14 protein-coding genes and 25 tRNA genes are annotated in these 14341 nt (G+C 69.2%); 5 read left to right on the top strand and 34 right to left on the bottom strand.

What is annotated here, in order from left to right; translation table 11 throughout:
* Positions 1 to 107: 107 nt before the first annotated feature.
* From BLV39_RS42900 to BLV39_RS08975, 19 genes are all read right to left on the bottom strand, one after another.
* Positions 108 to 229: transfer RNA gene (locus BLV39_RS42900), tRNA-OTHER, on the bottom strand.
* A gap of 97 nt (positions 230 to 326) precedes the next feature.
* Positions 327 to 401, bottom strand: a tRNA-Glu gene (locus BLV39_RS09045).
* 4 nt (positions 402 to 405) lie between these two features.
* Positions 406 to 483 (bottom strand) — tRNA-Val (locus BLV39_RS09040).
* 1 nt (position 484) lies between these two features.
* Positions 485 to 562: transfer RNA gene (locus tag BLV39_RS09035), tRNA-Met, on the bottom strand.
* 36 nt (positions 563 to 598) lie between these two features.
* A tRNA-Ile gene (locus BLV39_RS09030) sits at positions 599 to 672 on the bottom strand.
* Between the two features lies 1 nt (position 673).
* Positions 674 to 760: transfer RNA gene (locus tag BLV39_RS42895), tRNA-Ser, on the bottom strand.
* Between the two features lie 4 nt (positions 761 to 764).
* Positions 765 to 838, bottom strand: a tRNA-Asp gene (locus BLV39_RS09025).
* A gap of 3 nt (positions 839 to 841) precedes the next feature.
* Positions 842 to 914 (bottom strand) — tRNA-Leu (locus tag BLV39_RS09020).
* 14 nt (positions 915 to 928) lie between these two features.
* A tRNA-Gly gene (locus BLV39_RS09015) sits at positions 929 to 1000 on the bottom strand.
* A 10-nt stretch (positions 1001 to 1010) separates the two neighbouring features.
* Positions 1011 to 1082: transfer RNA gene (locus tag BLV39_RS09010), tRNA-Arg, on the bottom strand.
* A 4-nt stretch (positions 1083 to 1086) separates the two neighbouring features.
* Positions 1087 to 1170: transfer RNA gene (locus tag BLV39_RS42890), tRNA-Tyr, on the bottom strand.
* Position 1171: 1 nt separating this feature from the next.
* Positions 1172 to 1248, bottom strand: a tRNA-His gene (locus BLV39_RS09005).
* Positions 1249 to 1772: 524 nt separating this feature from the next.
* Positions 1773 to 1844 (bottom strand) — tRNA-Val (locus BLV39_RS09000).
* 7 nt (positions 1845 to 1851) lie between these two features.
* Positions 1852 to 1924 (bottom strand) — tRNA-Asn (locus BLV39_RS08995).
* Positions 1925 to 1933: 9 nt separating this feature from the next.
* Positions 1934 to 2006: transfer RNA gene (locus tag BLV39_RS08990), tRNA-Lys, on the bottom strand.
* 4 nt (positions 2007 to 2010) lie between these two features.
* A tRNA-Ser gene (locus BLV39_RS42885) sits at positions 2011 to 2095 on the bottom strand.
* A gap of 1 nt (position 2096) precedes the next feature.
* A tRNA-Pro gene (locus BLV39_RS08985) sits at positions 2097 to 2173 on the bottom strand.
* A gap of 5 nt (positions 2174 to 2178) precedes the next feature.
* A tRNA-Arg gene (locus tag BLV39_RS08980) sits at positions 2179 to 2252 on the bottom strand.
* A 10-nt stretch (positions 2253 to 2262) separates the two neighbouring features.
* Positions 2263 to 2336 (bottom strand) — tRNA-Leu (locus tag BLV39_RS08975).
* A 134-nt stretch (positions 2337 to 2470) separates the two neighbouring features.
* Here BLV39_RS08975 and BLV39_RS08970 point away from each other — a divergent pair.
* Positions 2471 to 2902, top strand: coding sequence for a hypothetical protein (locus BLV39_RS08970; RefSeq protein WP_090789214.1), 432 nt, complete (start codon positions 2471 to 2473; stop codon positions 2900 to 2902).
* 138 nt (positions 2903 to 3040) lie between these two features.
* On the opposite strand, the gene BLV39_RS08965 is transcribed toward BLV39_RS08970, so the two are convergent.
* The 9 genes from BLV39_RS08965 to BLV39_RS08925 all read right to left on the bottom strand — a co-directional run bounded on the left by BLV39_RS08965 (position 3041) and on the right by BLV39_RS08925 (position 7395).
* A tRNA-Thr gene (locus BLV39_RS08965) sits at positions 3041 to 3114 on the bottom strand.
* Between the two features lie 14 nt (positions 3115 to 3128).
* A tRNA-Leu gene (locus BLV39_RS08960) sits at positions 3129 to 3201 on the bottom strand.
* A 4-nt stretch (positions 3202 to 3205) separates the two neighbouring features.
* Positions 3206 to 3278: transfer RNA gene (locus BLV39_RS08955), tRNA-Gln, on the bottom strand.
* A 38-nt stretch (positions 3279 to 3316) separates the two neighbouring features.
* Positions 3317 to 3757, bottom strand: coding sequence for an HNH endonuclease (locus BLV39_RS08950; protein ID WP_090789213.1), 441 nt, complete (start codon positions 3755 to 3757; stop codon positions 3317 to 3319).
* Positions 3758 to 3785: 28 nt separating this feature from the next.
* A tRNA-Gly gene (locus BLV39_RS08945) sits at positions 3786 to 3858 on the bottom strand.
* Positions 3859 to 3872: 14 nt separating this feature from the next.
* Positions 3873 to 3946, bottom strand: a tRNA-Glu gene (locus BLV39_RS08940).
* Positions 3947 to 4014: 68 nt separating this feature from the next.
* Positions 4015 to 4087 (bottom strand) — tRNA-Trp (locus tag BLV39_RS08935).
* A 276-nt stretch (positions 4088 to 4363) separates the two neighbouring features.
* Complete coding sequence (locus BLV39_RS08930; RefSeq protein ID WP_090789211.1) at positions 4364 to 6715, bottom strand: ABC transporter permease; 2352 nt, start codon at positions 6713 to 6715, stop codon at positions 4364 to 4366.
* Positions 6712 to 7395 carry an ABC transporter ATP-binding protein gene (locus BLV39_RS08925; RefSeq protein WP_090789210.1) on the bottom strand — a complete coding sequence of 228 codons (684 nt, stop codon included), beginning with the start codon at positions 7393 to 7395 and terminating at the stop codon, positions 6712 to 6714. The genes BLV39_RS08930 and BLV39_RS08925 overlap by 4 nt, the downstream gene beginning before the upstream one ends.
* Positions 7396 to 7521: 126 nt before the next feature.
* On the opposite strand from BLV39_RS08925, the gene BLV39_RS08920 reads away from it, so the two are divergent.
* Complete coding sequence (locus tag BLV39_RS08920) at positions 7522 to 8322, top strand: sensor histidine kinase (RefSeq protein ID WP_090789208.1); 801 nt, start codon at positions 7522 to 7524, stop codon at positions 8320 to 8322.
* Complete coding sequence (locus tag BLV39_RS08915; RefSeq protein ID WP_090789206.1) at positions 8319 to 8987, top strand: response regulator; 669 nt, start codon at positions 8319 to 8321, stop codon at positions 8985 to 8987. The genes BLV39_RS08920 and BLV39_RS08915 overlap by 4 nt, the downstream gene beginning before the upstream one ends.
* A 1-nt stretch (position 8988) precedes the next feature.
* On the opposite strand, the gene BLV39_RS08910 is transcribed toward BLV39_RS08915, so the two are convergent.
* The gene (locus BLV39_RS08910) at positions 8989 to 9687 is read right to left on the bottom strand and encodes a nucleotidyltransferase domain-containing protein (protein WP_425304691.1); all 699 of its coding nucleotides are present in this window, start codon (positions 9685 to 9687) and stop codon (positions 8989 to 8991) included.
* A 31-nt stretch (positions 9688 to 9718) separates the two neighbouring features.
* Entirely contained in the window at positions 9719 to 9991 is a 273-nt protein-coding gene (locus tag BLV39_RS08905) for a hypothetical protein (RefSeq protein ID WP_143049690.1), read from the bottom strand.
* A gap of 395 nt (positions 9992 to 10386) precedes the next feature.
* On the opposite strand from BLV39_RS08905, the gene BLV39_RS08900 reads away from it, so the two are divergent.
* Positions 10387 to 10569, top strand: coding sequence for a DUF397 domain-containing protein (locus tag BLV39_RS08900; protein ID WP_239084000.1), 183 nt, complete (start codon positions 10387 to 10389; stop codon positions 10567 to 10569).
* A 69-nt stretch (positions 10570 to 10638) separates the two neighbouring features.
* On the opposite strand, the gene BLV39_RS08895 is transcribed toward BLV39_RS08900, so the two are convergent.
* Positions 10639 to 11454, bottom strand: coding sequence for an SAM-dependent methyltransferase (locus tag BLV39_RS08895; protein ID WP_090789197.1), 816 nt, complete (start codon positions 11452 to 11454; stop codon positions 10639 to 10641).
* Positions 11455 to 11537: 83 nt separating this feature from the next.
* Positions 11538 to 12350 carry a helix-turn-helix domain-containing protein gene (locus BLV39_RS08890; protein ID WP_176984821.1) on the bottom strand — a complete coding sequence of 271 codons (813 nt, stop codon included), beginning with the start codon at positions 12348 to 12350 and terminating at the stop codon, positions 11538 to 11540.
* A 166-nt stretch (positions 12351 to 12516) separates the two neighbouring features.
* Between BLV39_RS08890 and BLV39_RS08885 the strand changes: the two genes are divergently transcribed.
* Positions 12517 to 12762, top strand: coding sequence for a hypothetical protein (locus BLV39_RS08885; protein ID WP_090789193.1), 246 nt, complete (start codon positions 12517 to 12519; stop codon positions 12760 to 12762).
* Positions 12763 to 12767: 5 nt separating this feature from the next.
* Here the strand turns inward: BLV39_RS08885 and BLV39_RS08880 are convergent, their stop codons facing one another.
* Both BLV39_RS08880 and BLV39_RS08875 read right to left on the bottom strand, forming a co-directional pair.
* Positions 12768 to 13403 (bottom strand): SRPBCC domain-containing protein, encoded by a 636-nt coding sequence (locus BLV39_RS08880; protein ID WP_090789191.1) that lies wholly within the window; start codon positions 13401 to 13403, stop codon positions 12768 to 12770.
* Positions 13404 to 13430: 27 nt separating this feature from the next.
* Entirely contained in the window at positions 13431 to 14309 is an 879-nt protein-coding gene (locus tag BLV39_RS08875; protein ID WP_090789189.1) for a hypothetical protein, read from the bottom strand.
* Positions 14310 to 14341: the final 32 nt, after the last annotated feature.

Here is a 14341-nt window from a genome sequence, read left to right as displayed (position 1 = left end):
AGAACCGACGACGGGAATCGAACCCGCAACCACCCCATTAGGATTGGAAGAACTCCGAACCTACGCACCGGGCACCGCATCTGAAGTTGAGCTCCCCGAGATCACATTGGCGACGGCGTTAGCGGGGGTCGAACCCGCCGACCTTTTACAGGGTCGCGTTACCAAGAAGTAGCCGTCGCGAGCGCACCGGGGAGGTGCGTTTCCAGCGGGGCCGTTTGGCCCCACCGTCGCAGGCCCCGGTGTCGAACCGGGCGGACCGCCGTTATGAGCAGCGGCTGAACAGCCAACGTCCTCCTGCGCTTGTTTCCACAGTGGATGGCATTGAGCAGCGCGGACGGGACTCGAACCCGCACATGTCCCGGGTGAAAGCCGGGCGACTCTACCTATTCGTCCACCGCGCCACGGTGGTGTTCCGGGAGGGGTTCGAACCCCCGAACCTCCCGCATGTCGAGCGGGCGCTCTACCAGGCTGAGCTACCGGAACGTGGTAGCGGGAGCGGGATTCGAACCCGCGATCTCAGGCTTATGAGGCCTGCGAGGACGACCGACTCCTCTATCCCGCAAGTACGCCGGGAGGGACTAACGGCGCAAAGCTTGCGTGTCGTCGGGTGGGCTCGAACCACCGATCTCTGCGTTATCAGCGCAGCGCCTTCACCAACTTGGCCACGACGACGTGGCGGAGAGTGCCGGAGTCGAACCGGCCCACGAGTTTCCCCGCGACGGGTTAGCAACCCGCTTGCCTCACCTAGGGCGGACTCTCCATTGCGGCGTCGACGGGACTCGAACCCGCGACCTCTGCCGTGACAGGGCAGCGCTCTGACCTACTGAGCTACGACACCAAGTGCCGAGGGCGGGACTCGAACCCGCAACAACGGAATTTTGAGTTCCGCGCCTCTCCCGTTGGGCTACCTCGGCGAAACGACAATGCGAGCGGTAGCGGGGACTTGAACCCCGCCCTGCTGTGTGGAAGACAGCTGCTCTGCCAGATGAGCTACTACCGCATGAAAGACGTGCCCCCGGCTGGATTCGAACCAGCGGCCTCGGCCTTCGGAGAGCCGCGCTCTTCCGCTGAGCTACGAGGGCATCGTGAGAGCGGAGGGATTCGAACCCCCTGATCCCGAAGGCAACTGGGTTACAGCCAGTCCCACCTCACCATCGGTGGCGCACTCTCGTGGGGTGATCGCGGGGACTCGAACCCCCGGACCTCCGGATCCACAGTCCGGCGCTCTGCCTACTGAGCTACGACCACCACGCTTCATCTCGGTCTTGCAGTGTGCGAACGACCCTTCCCGATGCGGTTTCGCCCGCCGAAGGTCTCCGTCTGGGCGTGACAGTTTGCGCACAAGAGGCGGAGGTTCTTCAGCCGATTGTCGTTATTAACTCCGTTTGTGTGGTCGAGCTGCAACGGTGCGGGTAGGCCACACCATTCCGTGATGCCGCATATGGCGCATGCACGGCCACTTTCCAGCCGGAGGTATCGGGTTCGAAGAAGAGACGGGCTGGCGGTTGAGTGCTCGACGAAGATGTCGTCGTCCGCGACCCGCGGGGTGTGTTCGCCCCCCTTCCATGCCCTGCCTGAGAAATGCGCGTAGCTAATGCCGCACACGTCAGCATGACGACGGAGGTGTATCGAGTTAGACGTGATTCCGAGCCTGGCGGCGACCTCCTTCCATGTCTTCGACTCAGCAACAGCGACGATCAACTGAGCTTGAGTCCATCTTGGAATCCGCGCCATTGGTTTAATGTACATCGCAGGTGTGACAAAACCTCGCGTGCTCGGACCTGGGATCGAACCAGGGACCCCTGCTGTGTGAAAGCAGTGCTCTCCCGCTGAGCTACCCGAGCGTTGTCGCTTCCCCGGCTGGATTCGAACCAGCAGCCTTGCGATTAACAGTCGCCTGCTCCGCCGATTGAGCTACGGGGAAATGGAAGCGTGCGCCGTGAAGGACTCGAACCCCCGACCGTTGGCTTAAGAGGCCACTGCTCTACCAGCTGAGCTAACGGCGCATTGCGGAGGACCCAGGAGTTGAACCCGCGGCCTTTCGGCCGGCTCCGGTTTTCGAGACCGGCTGCGGCACCGCGCCGCGCTGTCCTCCTTGGTCGGGCTGGCCGGATTTGAACCGACGACCTCTGCTTCCCGAAAGCAGCGCGCTACCAAGCTGCGCCACAGCCCGTTGTGTGCCCTCGGCAGGACTCGAACCTGCCGCCTCCGGCTTCGTAGACCGGCGCTCTCTCCAGATGAGCTACGAGGGCGTGTTACCCGTACCCGCGAAGGGATTCGAACCCCTAACCTCCTGGCCCTGAACCAGGCGCCTCTGCCAATTGGGCTACGCGGGCATTGACGTGCACGAGCGTTCGAGAGTGTACGAAGACGTTCGAGAGCGTTCGTACACTGTGGACGCGATTGGGTCCGCTGCTCGACGATCGTCGATGACGACCACTCGGGTCGTCACTTCAGGGGGTGGTCGAGCATGAACCGAAACAGTTCGGTCGTACGGTGGACCGGCCGCACGGTGCTGGCGCTGGCGTTGGCGGTCGGTGGCCTCGTGGTCGCGCCCGGCGCGGCCTTCGCCGACTGGGCGTACAACGCGACGTCAGCGACGAGCTCCAAGGGCGGCTACGCCTCGGCGTACTACACGGGCGCCGGGGGTTACTACAACGAGCTCACCGTGTGTGATCTCGGCTCGGCGGACGGACTGCGGGCGCGGGTCGAGTTCTGGTACGGATCCAGCGGACAAGGCGTCAACATCGAGGCCTCGGGTGGCAGTGGCAGTTGCGTGACGCGCGACTATCCCCTCAACCGCAACACCCGCTTCTACATGCGGGCCTGCCTGCGCAACGGGTCGGTGTCGGGCAGCCTTCCGACGCACTGCGGACCCGTCACACAAGGCATCGTGCCGTAACCGCACCCCCGTCTCCGGAGGCCGGGCCGCCGATCAGAGCGGCCCGGCCAACGGCCACGTGGAGTGACGCGGTATCGAACCGCGCACGCGTAGCTTGCAAGGCAACGCTGTGCACCTGCACTCACCCCAAAACCACAGAGCCACCGCTCGGGTTCGAACCGAGGACCTCCGCTTTACGAGAGCGGCGCTGCTACCAACTGAGCTACGGCGGCAAGGAGAAGAAACGTGCCCTCGGCGCGATTCGAACGCGCAACCTACGGCCCCTCAGACCGTCGCCTCTGCCGTTGGGCTACGAGGGCAAAGCTGGGAGCGGAGGATTCGAACCTCCACGAGCTGCTTCAGAGGCAACCATGCTGCCGGGTTACATCAGCTCCCATTGGTGCGGCCGGCGGTCGGGAGCTCCGCCGGCCGCGGTCAGCGCCGGGTGAGCGACGCCCACGACGGGGTCGTCGGCTCGGACCGCAACGTCATCCCGGCTTCGGCCGGAGTGCGGTCGCCCTTGCGCTGGTTGCAGCCTTCGCAGGCTGCGATGGTGTTGGACCAGGTGTTCCGGCCGCCGCGTGAGCGGGGCAGGACGTGGTCGACGGTGCTCGCGTGCCCGCCGCAGTAGCCGCAGGCGCGGCCGTCGCGGACCAGGACGCCGGCCCGGGACCAGCCCGGCACCGCCGCATAGCGCCAACGAGTGACCACGTACCGCACGAGTCGCACGACGGTCGGCACCGGGTAGACGCCGATCAGGCCGTCGGGCCGCGACTCGTGGACCTCGGCGACCTGGCGGACCAGCATCCGCACGGCGTGCCTGAGACTGACCCGGTGGAGCGGGCCGAGGTCGGCGTTGATGACCAGCACGTCCACCGGATCCTCCTTTCCTGACTAGAAAACGAGCGGATGACCGGGATCGAACCGGCGACCTGCACCTTGGCAAGGTGCCGCGCTACCAACTGCGCTACATCCGCGTGCGAATACCACGCAGGCCGTAGGGGACTCGAACCCCTGATCTTCGCGCTGAGAACGCGACGAGCTATCCATCTGCTCCAACGGCCCAAAAATGCCATCCACTGTGGAATTTTCAAATCACAAACCCAACCGTGCCCATGGGTACGGTAGGAAAGCAGGGGCGACAGGACTCGAACCTGCAACAACCGGATTTGGAGGCCGGTGCGCTACCAGTTGCGCCACGCCCCTACGGATAAAGAAAACGCCGCCCGATCCCTTGCGGGTGGGCGGCGTCAGCGCTTTGTGAATAGCGCTACGTCAGCCACCGACCCGCGTAGGTCGAGTGCTCACTGGGCTTGCGGTAATCGGATAGCCCGGCGTTGGGCATGCCCGCGATGCCGCGCGGCGTAAGCCACTGCGGTCGCGTAACTCGCTGCCTCAACATCTCGGGGTTCTCCTTGTTCGTCGTTGTCTGTATCAAAGGTAGAGCGCGTGATCCTTCGAAGGCAACAGAAATAACGAGGATCATTCGTTGTGCAGTACGGAGGCGATCGTGAGTCGGGCCGCACCGCGAGCCGGAATCAGCGCTCCGAGCAGGGCGATCACCACTCCGGCCAGGGCCAGCAGCAGCAACGTCGGCGCGTGCCAAACTTCCATGACGGCCTGCGGAAGGGACACCCGGGCGGAGTCCGCGGCCAACGGCACGACGAAGCGGTGCGCCAGCACGCCGAGCGGGATCCCCAGCACCCCACCGACGACGCCGACCAGGGCCATGGACGTCAGCACCATCGTGACCACCTGGCGTGGTGTCATCCCGATCGACTTGAGCATGCCGAGGTCGCGGCGCCGCTCGCGGACGTTGAGCACGACCGTGTTGAAGACCCCGAGCGCCGCCACGGTGGACAGCAGCAGCGACAGCACCGACGAGAAGCTGACGACGGTCACCAGGAAGTCGCTGACCTGCATGGTGTTCCAGACGTCGATCGCCGGGTCGGCGGCGCCCACCGCGGCGACGTAGCCGGCGATGTCGCCGCCCGGCACGAGTTGGACCTGGTAGAAGACGTCCCACGGCGGGACCACCCGCTCCGGCTCCATGGTGGTGAGCACGTTCCAGTCCACGAAGAGGGCCGGCGGCCCGAACGGACCGTCCATCGTCTCGCCGACGATGGTCAGCACCGCCTGCCCGCCGCCGAGCCGCAGCGTGACCTGGTCCCCGATCGCCAGTCCCCGGCCGCGCATGACCTCCGTCGGCACGACGGTCTCCGACGGTCCGGTCATCCAGCGTCCGTCCGTGAGCTCTGCCGCGTAGCCCATCGCGGAGTAGTCGCCGCGCACGAAGTTCACGGGCAGCGGCTCGGTCTGCCCGGCCGCCGACATGGGCAGGCGGTGGATGGCCGTCACCCGGGCGGCCTGCGGAAGGCCACGAAGCAGCTCCTCGACCTGCTCGTTGGTGCGGGTGGTGGTGGCCGGCGGCCCGGCGGGTGGTGGTCCGTTGTCGGGCGCGATCCGGAAACGACCGTTCGACGGTTGTACGCCGATCTGCCCGGCCGCCGTGTCCTCGATGGTGGAGATCCGCACCAGGGTGTCGGCGAGCCCCGTCGCGAACGTCACCGTGGTCACGCCGAGCAGGACCGCCGCGACGGTGAACGCGGTGCGGCCCGGCCGGGCGAACGGCAGGCCGAGTCCCAGCGACACCGAGCGCGGCAACCGGGTGCTGGCGAGACGGTGCTGGATCCGGGTGCCGCGGCCCTGCCGGGGCGCGCTGCCGGCGCTGATCGCCTCGGCGGCCGACAGGCGGTGGGCCCGGACCGCCGGCACGAACGCGGCGAGCAGGACCGTCGCCGGCACCCCGACCAGCCCGGCGAGCCAGATCCACGGGCCGACGCCGATGCCGACGTCGAGTCCGAGACCCTGGAAGCCCTCCGACAGCAGCGGTTGGGCGGCCAGCGCGCCGGCGACGGTGCCGAGGACGCAGCCGACGGCGGCCGGCACCGACACCATGACGAGGTAGACGGCGACCACCTGGGACGGCGTGAAGCCGAGCGCCTTGAGAATGCCGATGTGCCGGTACCCGGAGACGACCGCGCCGCTGACCACGTTGCCGACGATCACGACGCCGACGACCAGTCCGAGTACGCCGAACGTCGCGAGGAAGGGCACGTACACGCCGACGTCAGCGGAGATCTCCTCCTTGACCACGAGGTAGGTCTGCGAAGCGGTCAACGGCAGCCCCGCGGTGACGGCGGCCAGGTCGGCCTCGACCGCCGCCTTGGTCGACACGTCGCCGCTGAACCGGTAGAGCATCTGCGTCGCGGTGGGCCGCAGCTCCGCGACCTGCGCGGGCGTCACCCAGGCGTCGGCGGAGCCGGCGAGGCTGTGCGCCAGGCCGACGATCGTGAAGCGTTGGTCGTCCAGGGTCAGCGCGGTCGGCCGGGGCCGAAGGTCGTCCGGGTCCTGCACCGGCTCGTTGAGCACGATCTCGCCCGGTGCGGACGGCCAGCGCCCCTGCCACAGGTCGAGCTTGTCCACCGGGCCGCCCGGGTCAGCACGGCCGACGACGGTGAGCGGCCCCGGAGGACCGAACTCGGCGCTGTCCCGGAGCTCGAGCGTGACCACGCCGAACGGTCCCGCCGCGGCGGCCACGCCGGTTCGCTGCCCGGTGAGTTGATCGGCCGGGACGGTGGGGTCGAACAGCGCGACGGCGTGCGGTCCGGCCTGCCGGGCGAAGGCCCGGTCGAACGGCGCCGACGTGGCCGACAGCAACGCCAGCGCGACCACGATGGTGGTGGTGGACAGCAGCACCACGAGACCGATGACGAACGTCTGCATCCTGCGCCGCCGCACCGCCGCGCGGGCGGCGCGCCAGACCGCATTCATGCGCGTTCCAGGGTGCGCTCGTGGGTGACGCGGCCGTCGGTGAGCTCGACGACGCGGCTCGCGCAGCGGGTGGCGAGCCGTTCGTCGTGGGTGACGATCAGCAGCGTCTGCCCGATCTGGTTGAGGTCCAGCAACAGGTCCATCACCTGCTCGCCGGCGCGGCTGTCCAGCGCGCCGGTCGGCTCGTCAGCGAGCAGCAGCGCGGGTCGGTTCATCAGGGCCCGGGCCACCGCGACCCGCTGCCGTTCGCCGCCGCTGAGGGCCGCCGGGTAGACGTTGCGCCGGTCGGCGATGCCGAGCTCGTCGAGCAGTTCCAGGGCCCGCTGCCGGGCCGCGCCGACGCGGCTGCCGGTGAGCTGGGCGGCCAGCGCGACGTTGTCGAGCGCCGGCAGGTCGTCGAGCAGGTTGAAGAACTGGAAGATCATGCCGATCCGGTGCCGGCGGAACAGGGCCAGCTTCGTCTCGTTGAGCCGGCCGAGCTCCTCGTCGTGCACCCGGACGGAGCCGGAGGTCGGGCGGTCCAGCCCGGCGATCATGTTGAGCATGGTGGACTTGCCGCAACCCGAGGGACCCATCACCGCCACCGCCTCGCCGGCCTGGATCTCCAGCGACACCCCGTCCAAGGCGGTCGTGTCTCCGTACTCTTTGCGGACGTTCTCCAACCGCACGACAGTGGTCATGGCAGCAAGGTAGCCAGCGTGCGGGCGGCGGCACGTCGGCCGGGAGATGCAACCCGGCGACGCGGTCATCCCCGGGATGTAGCCGGCTGGACCTCACGGATGACGCCACCGGGCCCGCCGTCTGCCATGGTGGACCTCGTGGGTTGGCTTGTTGCGGCGCTCGCGGGCGGGATCGCGGCGGGCCTGGGTGTGGCGTGGCTGCGTGCCCGCCGCCGGCACCGGCAGGCCCTGGAGGAACGCGGCTGGCTGCTCGAACGCGAGCGGGAGAGCGCGGGCCGGTCCGCGGTCGAGGAGGAACGGGCGCGGATCGCGCGGGAGCTGCACGACATCGTCAGCCACAACGTGAGCCTGATGATCGTGCAGGCGACCGCCGCCCGCGAGGTGCTCACGACGCTGCCCGACGACGCCGCCGCGGCGCTGGCCGCGGTCGAAACAGCCGGCCGCACCACGATGACCGAGCTACGGCACCTGCTCGGGCTGCTGGCACCGGCCGCGGACGGTGGGGAGGAAGATGCCCCGCAACCCAGCCTGAGCCGGCTCAGCCCGCTGGTCGACCGGATCGCGTTCGCCGGCCTGCCGGTCGAGGTGCGGATCGCCGGCGAGCCGCGGCCGCTGCCATCCGGTGTCGACGTCACCGCGTACCGGATCGTGCAGGAGGCGCTGACCAACGCGCTCAGGCACGGCACGGCCGGCAAGGCCGAGGTGACGGTCCGGTACGCCGAGCGTTCACTCCGCGTCGAGGTGCTGACCAGCGGCCCGAGCGTGCTCACCGGTGACCGGCCCGTGCCGGCCGACGCGAACGGTGCCGGGCGCGGGCTGCTGGGACTCAAACAACGGGTCGCGGTGTACGGCGGGGACCTCGACGCGCGACGGCGGCTGGGCGGCGGCTACCGGGTCCGGGCCCGCATCCCGGTGGACGGCCCGTGACCGCGCCCCGGGTGGTGATCGCCGACGACCAGGAGCTGATCCGGACCGGCTTCCGGCTGATCCTGACCGCGCGCGGCATCGACGTGGTCGGTGAGGCCGGCGACGGCGCCGAGGCGGTGACGGAAACGCGGCGGCTGCGGCCGGACGTCGTGCTGATGGACATCCGCATGCCGACGATGAACGGGCTCGACGCGGCCCGGCGCATCCTGGACGACGGTGCGGGATGCCGGGTGCTGATGCTGACCACGTTCGACCTCGACCGGTACGTCTACGCCGCCCTGTCGATCGGCGCGAGCGGCTTCCTGCTCAAGGACGTCACCGCCGACCACCTGGCCGCCGCGGTGCGCCTGGTCGACACGGGCGATGCCCTGCTCGCGCCGTCGATCACCCGACGGCTGGTGCAGCGGTTCGCGGTCGAGGACCGGCAGGGCGGGCAGCCGCGGGTGCATCAGGACCTGTCGGCGCTGACGCCGCGCGAGCGCGAGGTGCTGGCCCTGCTCGGCCGGGGCCTGTCCAACACCGAGCTGGCCCACGCGCTGACCCTGAGCGAGGCGACGGTGAAGACGCACGTCGCGCGGATCTTCGCGAAGCTGGCGTTGCGCGACCGCGCGCAGGCGGTGGTGCTGGCCTACGAGACCGGCCTGGTCACACCGGGCGAGGACTGACTCAGAGGAACGCGAGCCGCACGCGACGGAGCCAGGCCTCGACCGGCGCCACGTCCGGCGCGTCGGGCAGCGGCGTGGTCGCGGCGGCGAAGCCGGCCTCGTGCTCGGCCAGCATCGCGCGGGCGGCGCCGAGGTCGCCCGCCGCGACCCGCTCGCCGAAGTCCCGGAACGCCTGCGGGTCGTCGAGCTCGACCTTGATCTCGCCGGTCCGATAGGCGCGCAGGCCCTGGTGGCAGAGCCGCATCAGGTGCCGCGCGTGCTTGGCGACCCGCGGGTCGTACCCGCCGTCGCGGTTGGCCAGGAGCCTGAACTGTTTGGTCGCGTAGCCGAGGTAGGCGTCACGCACCCGGCGGGCGGACAGGAAACCGCCGCGCAGTGCGATCAGTTCGACACCCAGCGGCGTACGCGTCTCGTAGAGCCGTTCGGGGAGCCACAGCAGTTCGGTGACGGTGGGGTTGCCGGCCAGCGCCAGTCGGCAGAACTTGGCGGCCTCGTGCAGCGTCACGTCGGGCTCATAGGTCACCGTGCTCTCGGGCGGCCGTTCCAGGCCGTGCAGCTCGACTGTCGGCACCGCGAAGACGCCCAGCCGGTCGACGTCGGAGGCGGGACCCGCCAGGCCGTACGCGGTGGAGCCGATGACACCCATGAGCAGGACGGACAATGATTTTTCCTCGGATGATGCAACCGGAACGCGGCCCAGCGCATCTATTCCAATGTGGACGAAGGCGTGGTCAGCGCAGTGCGGACAGCGGCGCGTTGTCGAGGAACGGGTCCTCGTCCTTGCGCGCGGCCAGCGAGTGGCTCGTCACGGTGTCGACGCTGGTGCCCCGCCCCTGCGCCGGCCGGTAACGCACGGTCGCCGCGTGCGGCGACGAGTGCAGCACGATCCCGGGTCGCCAACTGCCCAATGTGTGCACCCAGACCCACGAGCCGGGCTGAAAACCATCGCTGGGAACGGTGGGGGCTTCCATGCGGAGGTTGGGATCGAGCAGCGGCGCAGCCATGTGGATCATCTCCGTCGCGATGTCGGTGCTGGGGGGCGCGAAGGGTTGGTGCACATGAGCATCGCAGCCGACTCATCAGCGTGCAAGATTTCACGGCGATCTTTAACATCCTGAGGACATCCATCGCAGCGGCTTTCAGTTACGCTTTGTACGCCACGGTTTCATGGTGAAAGAGGCAAAGCGCGAGCCGTAAGCCAAATATCGGTCTCTACCAGGAGCAAGTGCGGCGAGGGAAAGGCGAAAGGGGCACGCGGTGCCGATCTTCGACTACCGAGAGCAACTTCTGGGTTTGGACCGAGCGGATGTCCGGTTCGCCGGAAACCGTGGCGGGCGCCAGTTTCCACGTCAAATGACCAGAAGGGACTAACCCCATGCCGGACAGCACGGGATGGATCATGTCCAGCCGATCCACGGGCAACGGTGGCAGCTGCGTCGAGGCGCGCCGCCACGAGGGCTGGATCGAGGTGCGCAACAGCAAGAACCGGTCTGGTGGCCTGGTGCGGTTCACGACCGAGGAGTGGGACTCGTTCCTCTTCGGAGCCAGGCGCGGCGAGTTCGACCAACTGCTGACGGACTAGGACAGGCCCTAAGCCGGAAACAACAGAGCGCCGGGCCGGTCAGACCGGCCCGGCGCACGTGACGTCGGATCAGCGCAGGATGCCCACGGCGCACACGCCGCCGCTCTCGGTGGGGCGGTCGATGAAGTCCTGCGGGTCGCCGGGCGCGGGGTGCCACTCGGGCAGCCACACGACGCCGGGCTCGACCAGCTCGAGCCCCTCGAAGTACGTCGACACCTGGGCCTTGGACCGCAGCACGAACGGCGTCGCCGTGTCGCGCTTGTAGACCGCCTGGGCGGTGTCGAGGTCGCTCAGGTCGCGCTGCATACCTTCTGCGGACCCGTGCGAGATGACCAGGTAGCTGCCCTGCGGCAGCGGCGCCAGCAGCTCGCGGACGGACTGGCTGGCCACCTCGTCGTCGGCGACGAAGTGCAGCACGGCCACCATCAACAGCCCGACCGGCTGGTCGAAGTCAATGATCTTGCGGACCTGCGGATTGTCCAGGATGGACTGCGGGTCGCGCAGGTCCGCCCGGATCGCCGTCGCGTTGTCGTTGCCGGCGAGCAGGTCGAGACTCTCCGACACGGCCACCGGGTCGATGTCGACGTAGACGACCCGCGCCTCGGGGATGATCTCCTGGGCGATCTCGTGCACGTTGCCCTCGGTCGGGATGCCGGAGCCGACGTCGAGGAACTGCGTGATGCCCTGGCTCGCCAGGTGTCGCACCGCGCGCCGCAGGAAGGCCCGGTTGTTGCGGGCGAGCAGCGGAACGAACGGGAACATCTTGGTGATCTGCATGGCCGCTTCGCGGTCGGCCGTGAAGTTGTGTGTTCCGCCTAGGTGGAAGTCGTAGATCCGAGCCGCCGTCGCGGGTTTGGAATTGCCATCATTCGCAACACCGGCCACGAATCCCTCCCCAGGGTTCAAGGTCGACAAGCCGACGCGTCCACTATGCACGAGGGCGCGGGCCAAGGTCACCCCGGGAGTGATCAGAAGTTCTCGAGCGGCACCGACGCGCGGGAGACCAGGTCGAAGACCCGGCGGTACTCCGCGACCTCGTGCTCTTCCTCCAGATAGAGGGCGCCGACGTGGGACTCGAGGTAGACGACGTCCGGGTCGTCCGGGTCGTCGAAGTCGAGGATGCGGAACGCGCCGGCCATCGCCGCGTGCGCGCCGACCGTGAACGGCAGCACCCGGATCTCGACGTTGTCGCGCTTGGCGGTGCGCCGCAGGTGCTCGATCTGGCCGTCGAGCACCGTCTTGCCGCCGACCGGGCGGGTCAACGCTCCCTCGCCCAACACGGTGACGAGCTGGGGCGCCCGGGCCAGCAGCGCGCGCTGCCGCTGCATCCGCAGCTTCACCTGGCGGTGCACGGCCTCGTCGTCACGCGGCTGCTCGGCGCCGAAGACGGCCAGCGCGTACTGCTCCGTCTGCAACTCGCCCGGGATGATCTCGCCGTCGTAGGTGCAGATCTTCGAGGCGCTGGCCTCCAGGCCGACGTAGAGCTTGAACCAGTCGGGGATGACCGGGCTGCCGTCCCACCACTCCTCGCGCGACGTGCCGAGGGCGAGCTCGGCGAGCGCGTCGGTGACGCTCTGGTCGGCGCCGTAGAGCCAGCACAACGCCCGCACGTTGGCGCCGGTGACCGGGACCTTGCCGGTCTCGATGCGATGCAACGTCGGCTCCGAGATGCCGAGTTTCGCCTCGGCTACCTCGCGGCGCGACTTGCCGTTGGCGACGCGCAGTTTGGTCAGACGTCGCCCAAGCGCACGCCGCACCACCCGCTGGCCAGTGACCGGCACTTCCCGACCTCCCGTGCGCTGCGCCCCCGCGACGCCTCTCATGTCAACGCCGACACCTTACCGGCCGTACCAGTCCAGTTACACCACCCGAAGGATCAAATCCATGAGATCGATCCGGACGGCCGCCGGTACACCGCGCGCCACCCTATCGGGGGATACTGCGGTCATGCCGCTCCCTACCGGCTATGCCGACCTGGTCCAGCACGCATCCACCGAAGCGCGGGCCGGTGCCACCGAAACGGTGGTGCTGCGCCAGCTACGCGACGGCGGGCTGCAAATGCTTCCCTCCGCCCGCGCGCTGTGCGACATCTACGACATCGACCTCGGCGAGGCGCAACGCCGCATCGACGCCAGCGGCGTCTGGTCCGACGTCCGCGACGACCGCGCACCGTTCGGAGTGGTGGCCGCTTAGGGGCGCTATTCCTCCGCGGCGTAGAAGGCGATGGTGTTGGCGACCGCGGCCGTCACGGCCTCCGGTGCCGCGCCGTCGGAGAGCTGAGCCGCGCCCCAGCTCTCGGCGCTGGCCACCATGAAGGCCTGTGCCTCGGGCGACTCCTCCCAGCCCTCGGCGTCGTCGAGGCCGCCGCCGGACAGGTGCAGGCCGAGGCCGAGGAACGCGAGATCCCAGCCGACGCCGGTGGCGCCCGGGCCGTACTGCTCCCAGAGCGCTGGGTCGACCACCGCGACGTGGCGCAGCAACAACTCCGTGCCGCCGTCCGGCTCCGGCGACAGGGTCACGTGCACCTCGCTGCCGGTGGTCGTGGCGATGTCGGCGCCGAAGATCCAGGTGATCACCAGCTCGGTCGGCCGCTCGCAGCGCAGGATCCGGCCGCCGGCGTTGCCTTCCATCTGGAACTGGCCGCCCGCCCGCAGGTCGCCGGTGATCGGCAGGAACCAGCGGGCGAGGCGGTCCGGGTTCGTCAGGGCGTCCCAGACGTCGTCGGCCGGCACCGGAAGGCTGCGCCGCAGGACCACCGAACGGGCCGGGCCCTCGGGCAGGTTCTGCCGGCCCACCTCGCGGGTGGCGGCCTTGATCGCGTCCAGAAAGTCCATGTTCGACACTTTATCTTGGCGTACGCGTCACCCTTGCTTGGCCAGGTCGGCACAGTCGCTCTCGTCGGGCAGCACCGGGCGGAGCAGCAACGACCATTGCTCGCCGCCGGAGGCCCAGGGCGTCGCGGCGTTGGCCTTGGCGGCCGCGGCGAGCACAGCCTGGGCCTGGTCGCCGGTCGCGGTCACGCAACCCACCTCGAGGTTCGGGTTGAGCTTGGCACCGGGCAGCGTCGGCCCGGGCCAGTCGACCGGCACCGGCTGCTCGAGCTCGAGCGGCTGCTCCGGCTTCACGTATGGCGTGGCGATGGCCGCGACCGACTTCGGCTGGTAGCCGCCCTCCTCGCGCACCGCGGCGGTCCCGAGGGTCGCCGGCAGGTCCTGGAGCGAAGCCAGCAGGTCGGCCAGCTTCTTGCGGGCCGCCGTCTGCGTCGGGTTGAGCAGCCCGCCGACGTCGGCCATCCCCAGCGCGTACGCGTCGGTCTGCTTGACGCCGTTTTCCGTGGTCACCACGAACCGGGTCGTGGACGCGTCCGCGACGCCGGGCTGGCCCAGGTCGGTGCCCGACCCCACGCCCGCCGCCACCGCGCGCTCGACCAGCGCGTCGACATCGGCCTCGGAGATCCGGGCCTGCTGGAGGTTGGGCAGCGCGGGACCCGGGTAGATCGCCGCCACCGGACCCTCGGTGATCACCCGTCCGTCGCCGTAGATCGACACCGCTGGCACCCGCCCCGGAATCGACTGCGGCGTCACGAAACCGCCGGTGTAGGTGACTCGCAGCGCCACCTCGTCAGCACCCAACGACGCGGCGGCCGGCGGAGCCGGTGATGCGGCGTCAGCGGCCCCGCAAGCGGAGACCAGCACAAGCAGCGGAGCGGCGGCCAAGGCCGCCCACGTCGAACGTTCCATACTCCCTCTGACGATCCGGAGGCCGGTTGCGT

This window comes from Asanoa ishikariensis (assembly GCF_900107455.1).
In the GTDB taxonomy this organism is placed as follows: domain Bacteria; phylum Actinomycetota; class Actinomycetes; order Mycobacteriales; family Micromonosporaceae; genus Asanoa; species Asanoa ishikariensis.
The sequence above is the reverse complement of the archived record's forward strand: the minus strand, read 5'-3'. Positions and strand labels throughout refer to the sequence as shown.

Excerpts from the sequence above, each read along its gene's own strand:
- BLV39_RS08970 (WP_090789214.1), top strand. The coding sequence starts at position 2,471 with ATGAACCGAAACAGTTCGGTCGTACGGTGGACCGGCCGCACGGTGCTG.
- BLV39_RS08930 (WP_090789211.1), bottom strand. The coding sequence starts at position 6,715 with ATGAATGCGGTCTGGCGCGCCGCCCGCGCGGCGGTGCGGCGGCGCAGG.
- BLV39_RS08925 (WP_090789210.1), bottom strand. The coding sequence starts at position 7,395 with ATGACCACTGTCGTGCGGTTGGAGAACGTCCGCAAAGAGTACGGAGAC.
- BLV39_RS08920 (WP_090789208.1), top strand. The coding sequence starts at position 7,522 with ATGGTGGACCTCGTGGGTTGGCTTGTTGCGGCGCTCGCGGGCGGGATC.
- BLV39_RS08905 (WP_143049690.1), bottom strand. The coding sequence starts at position 9,991 with ATGGCTGCGCCGCTGCTCGATCCCAACCTCCGCATGGAAGCCCCCACC.
- BLV39_RS08900 (WP_239084000.1), top strand. The coding sequence starts at position 10,387 with ATGTCCAGCCGATCCACGGGCAACGGTGGCAGCTGCGTCGAGGCGCGC.
- BLV39_RS08885 (WP_090789193.1), top strand. The coding sequence starts at position 12,517 with ATGCCGCTCCCTACCGGCTATGCCGACCTGGTCCAGCACGCATCCACC.
- BLV39_RS08880 (WP_090789191.1), bottom strand. The coding sequence starts at position 13,403 with ATGGACTTTCTGGACGCGATCAAGGCCGCCACCCGCGAGGTGGGCCGG.
- BLV39_RS08875 (WP_090789189.1), bottom strand. The coding sequence starts at position 14,309 with ATGGAACGTTCGACGTGGGCGGCCTTGGCCGCCGCTCCGCTGCTTGTG.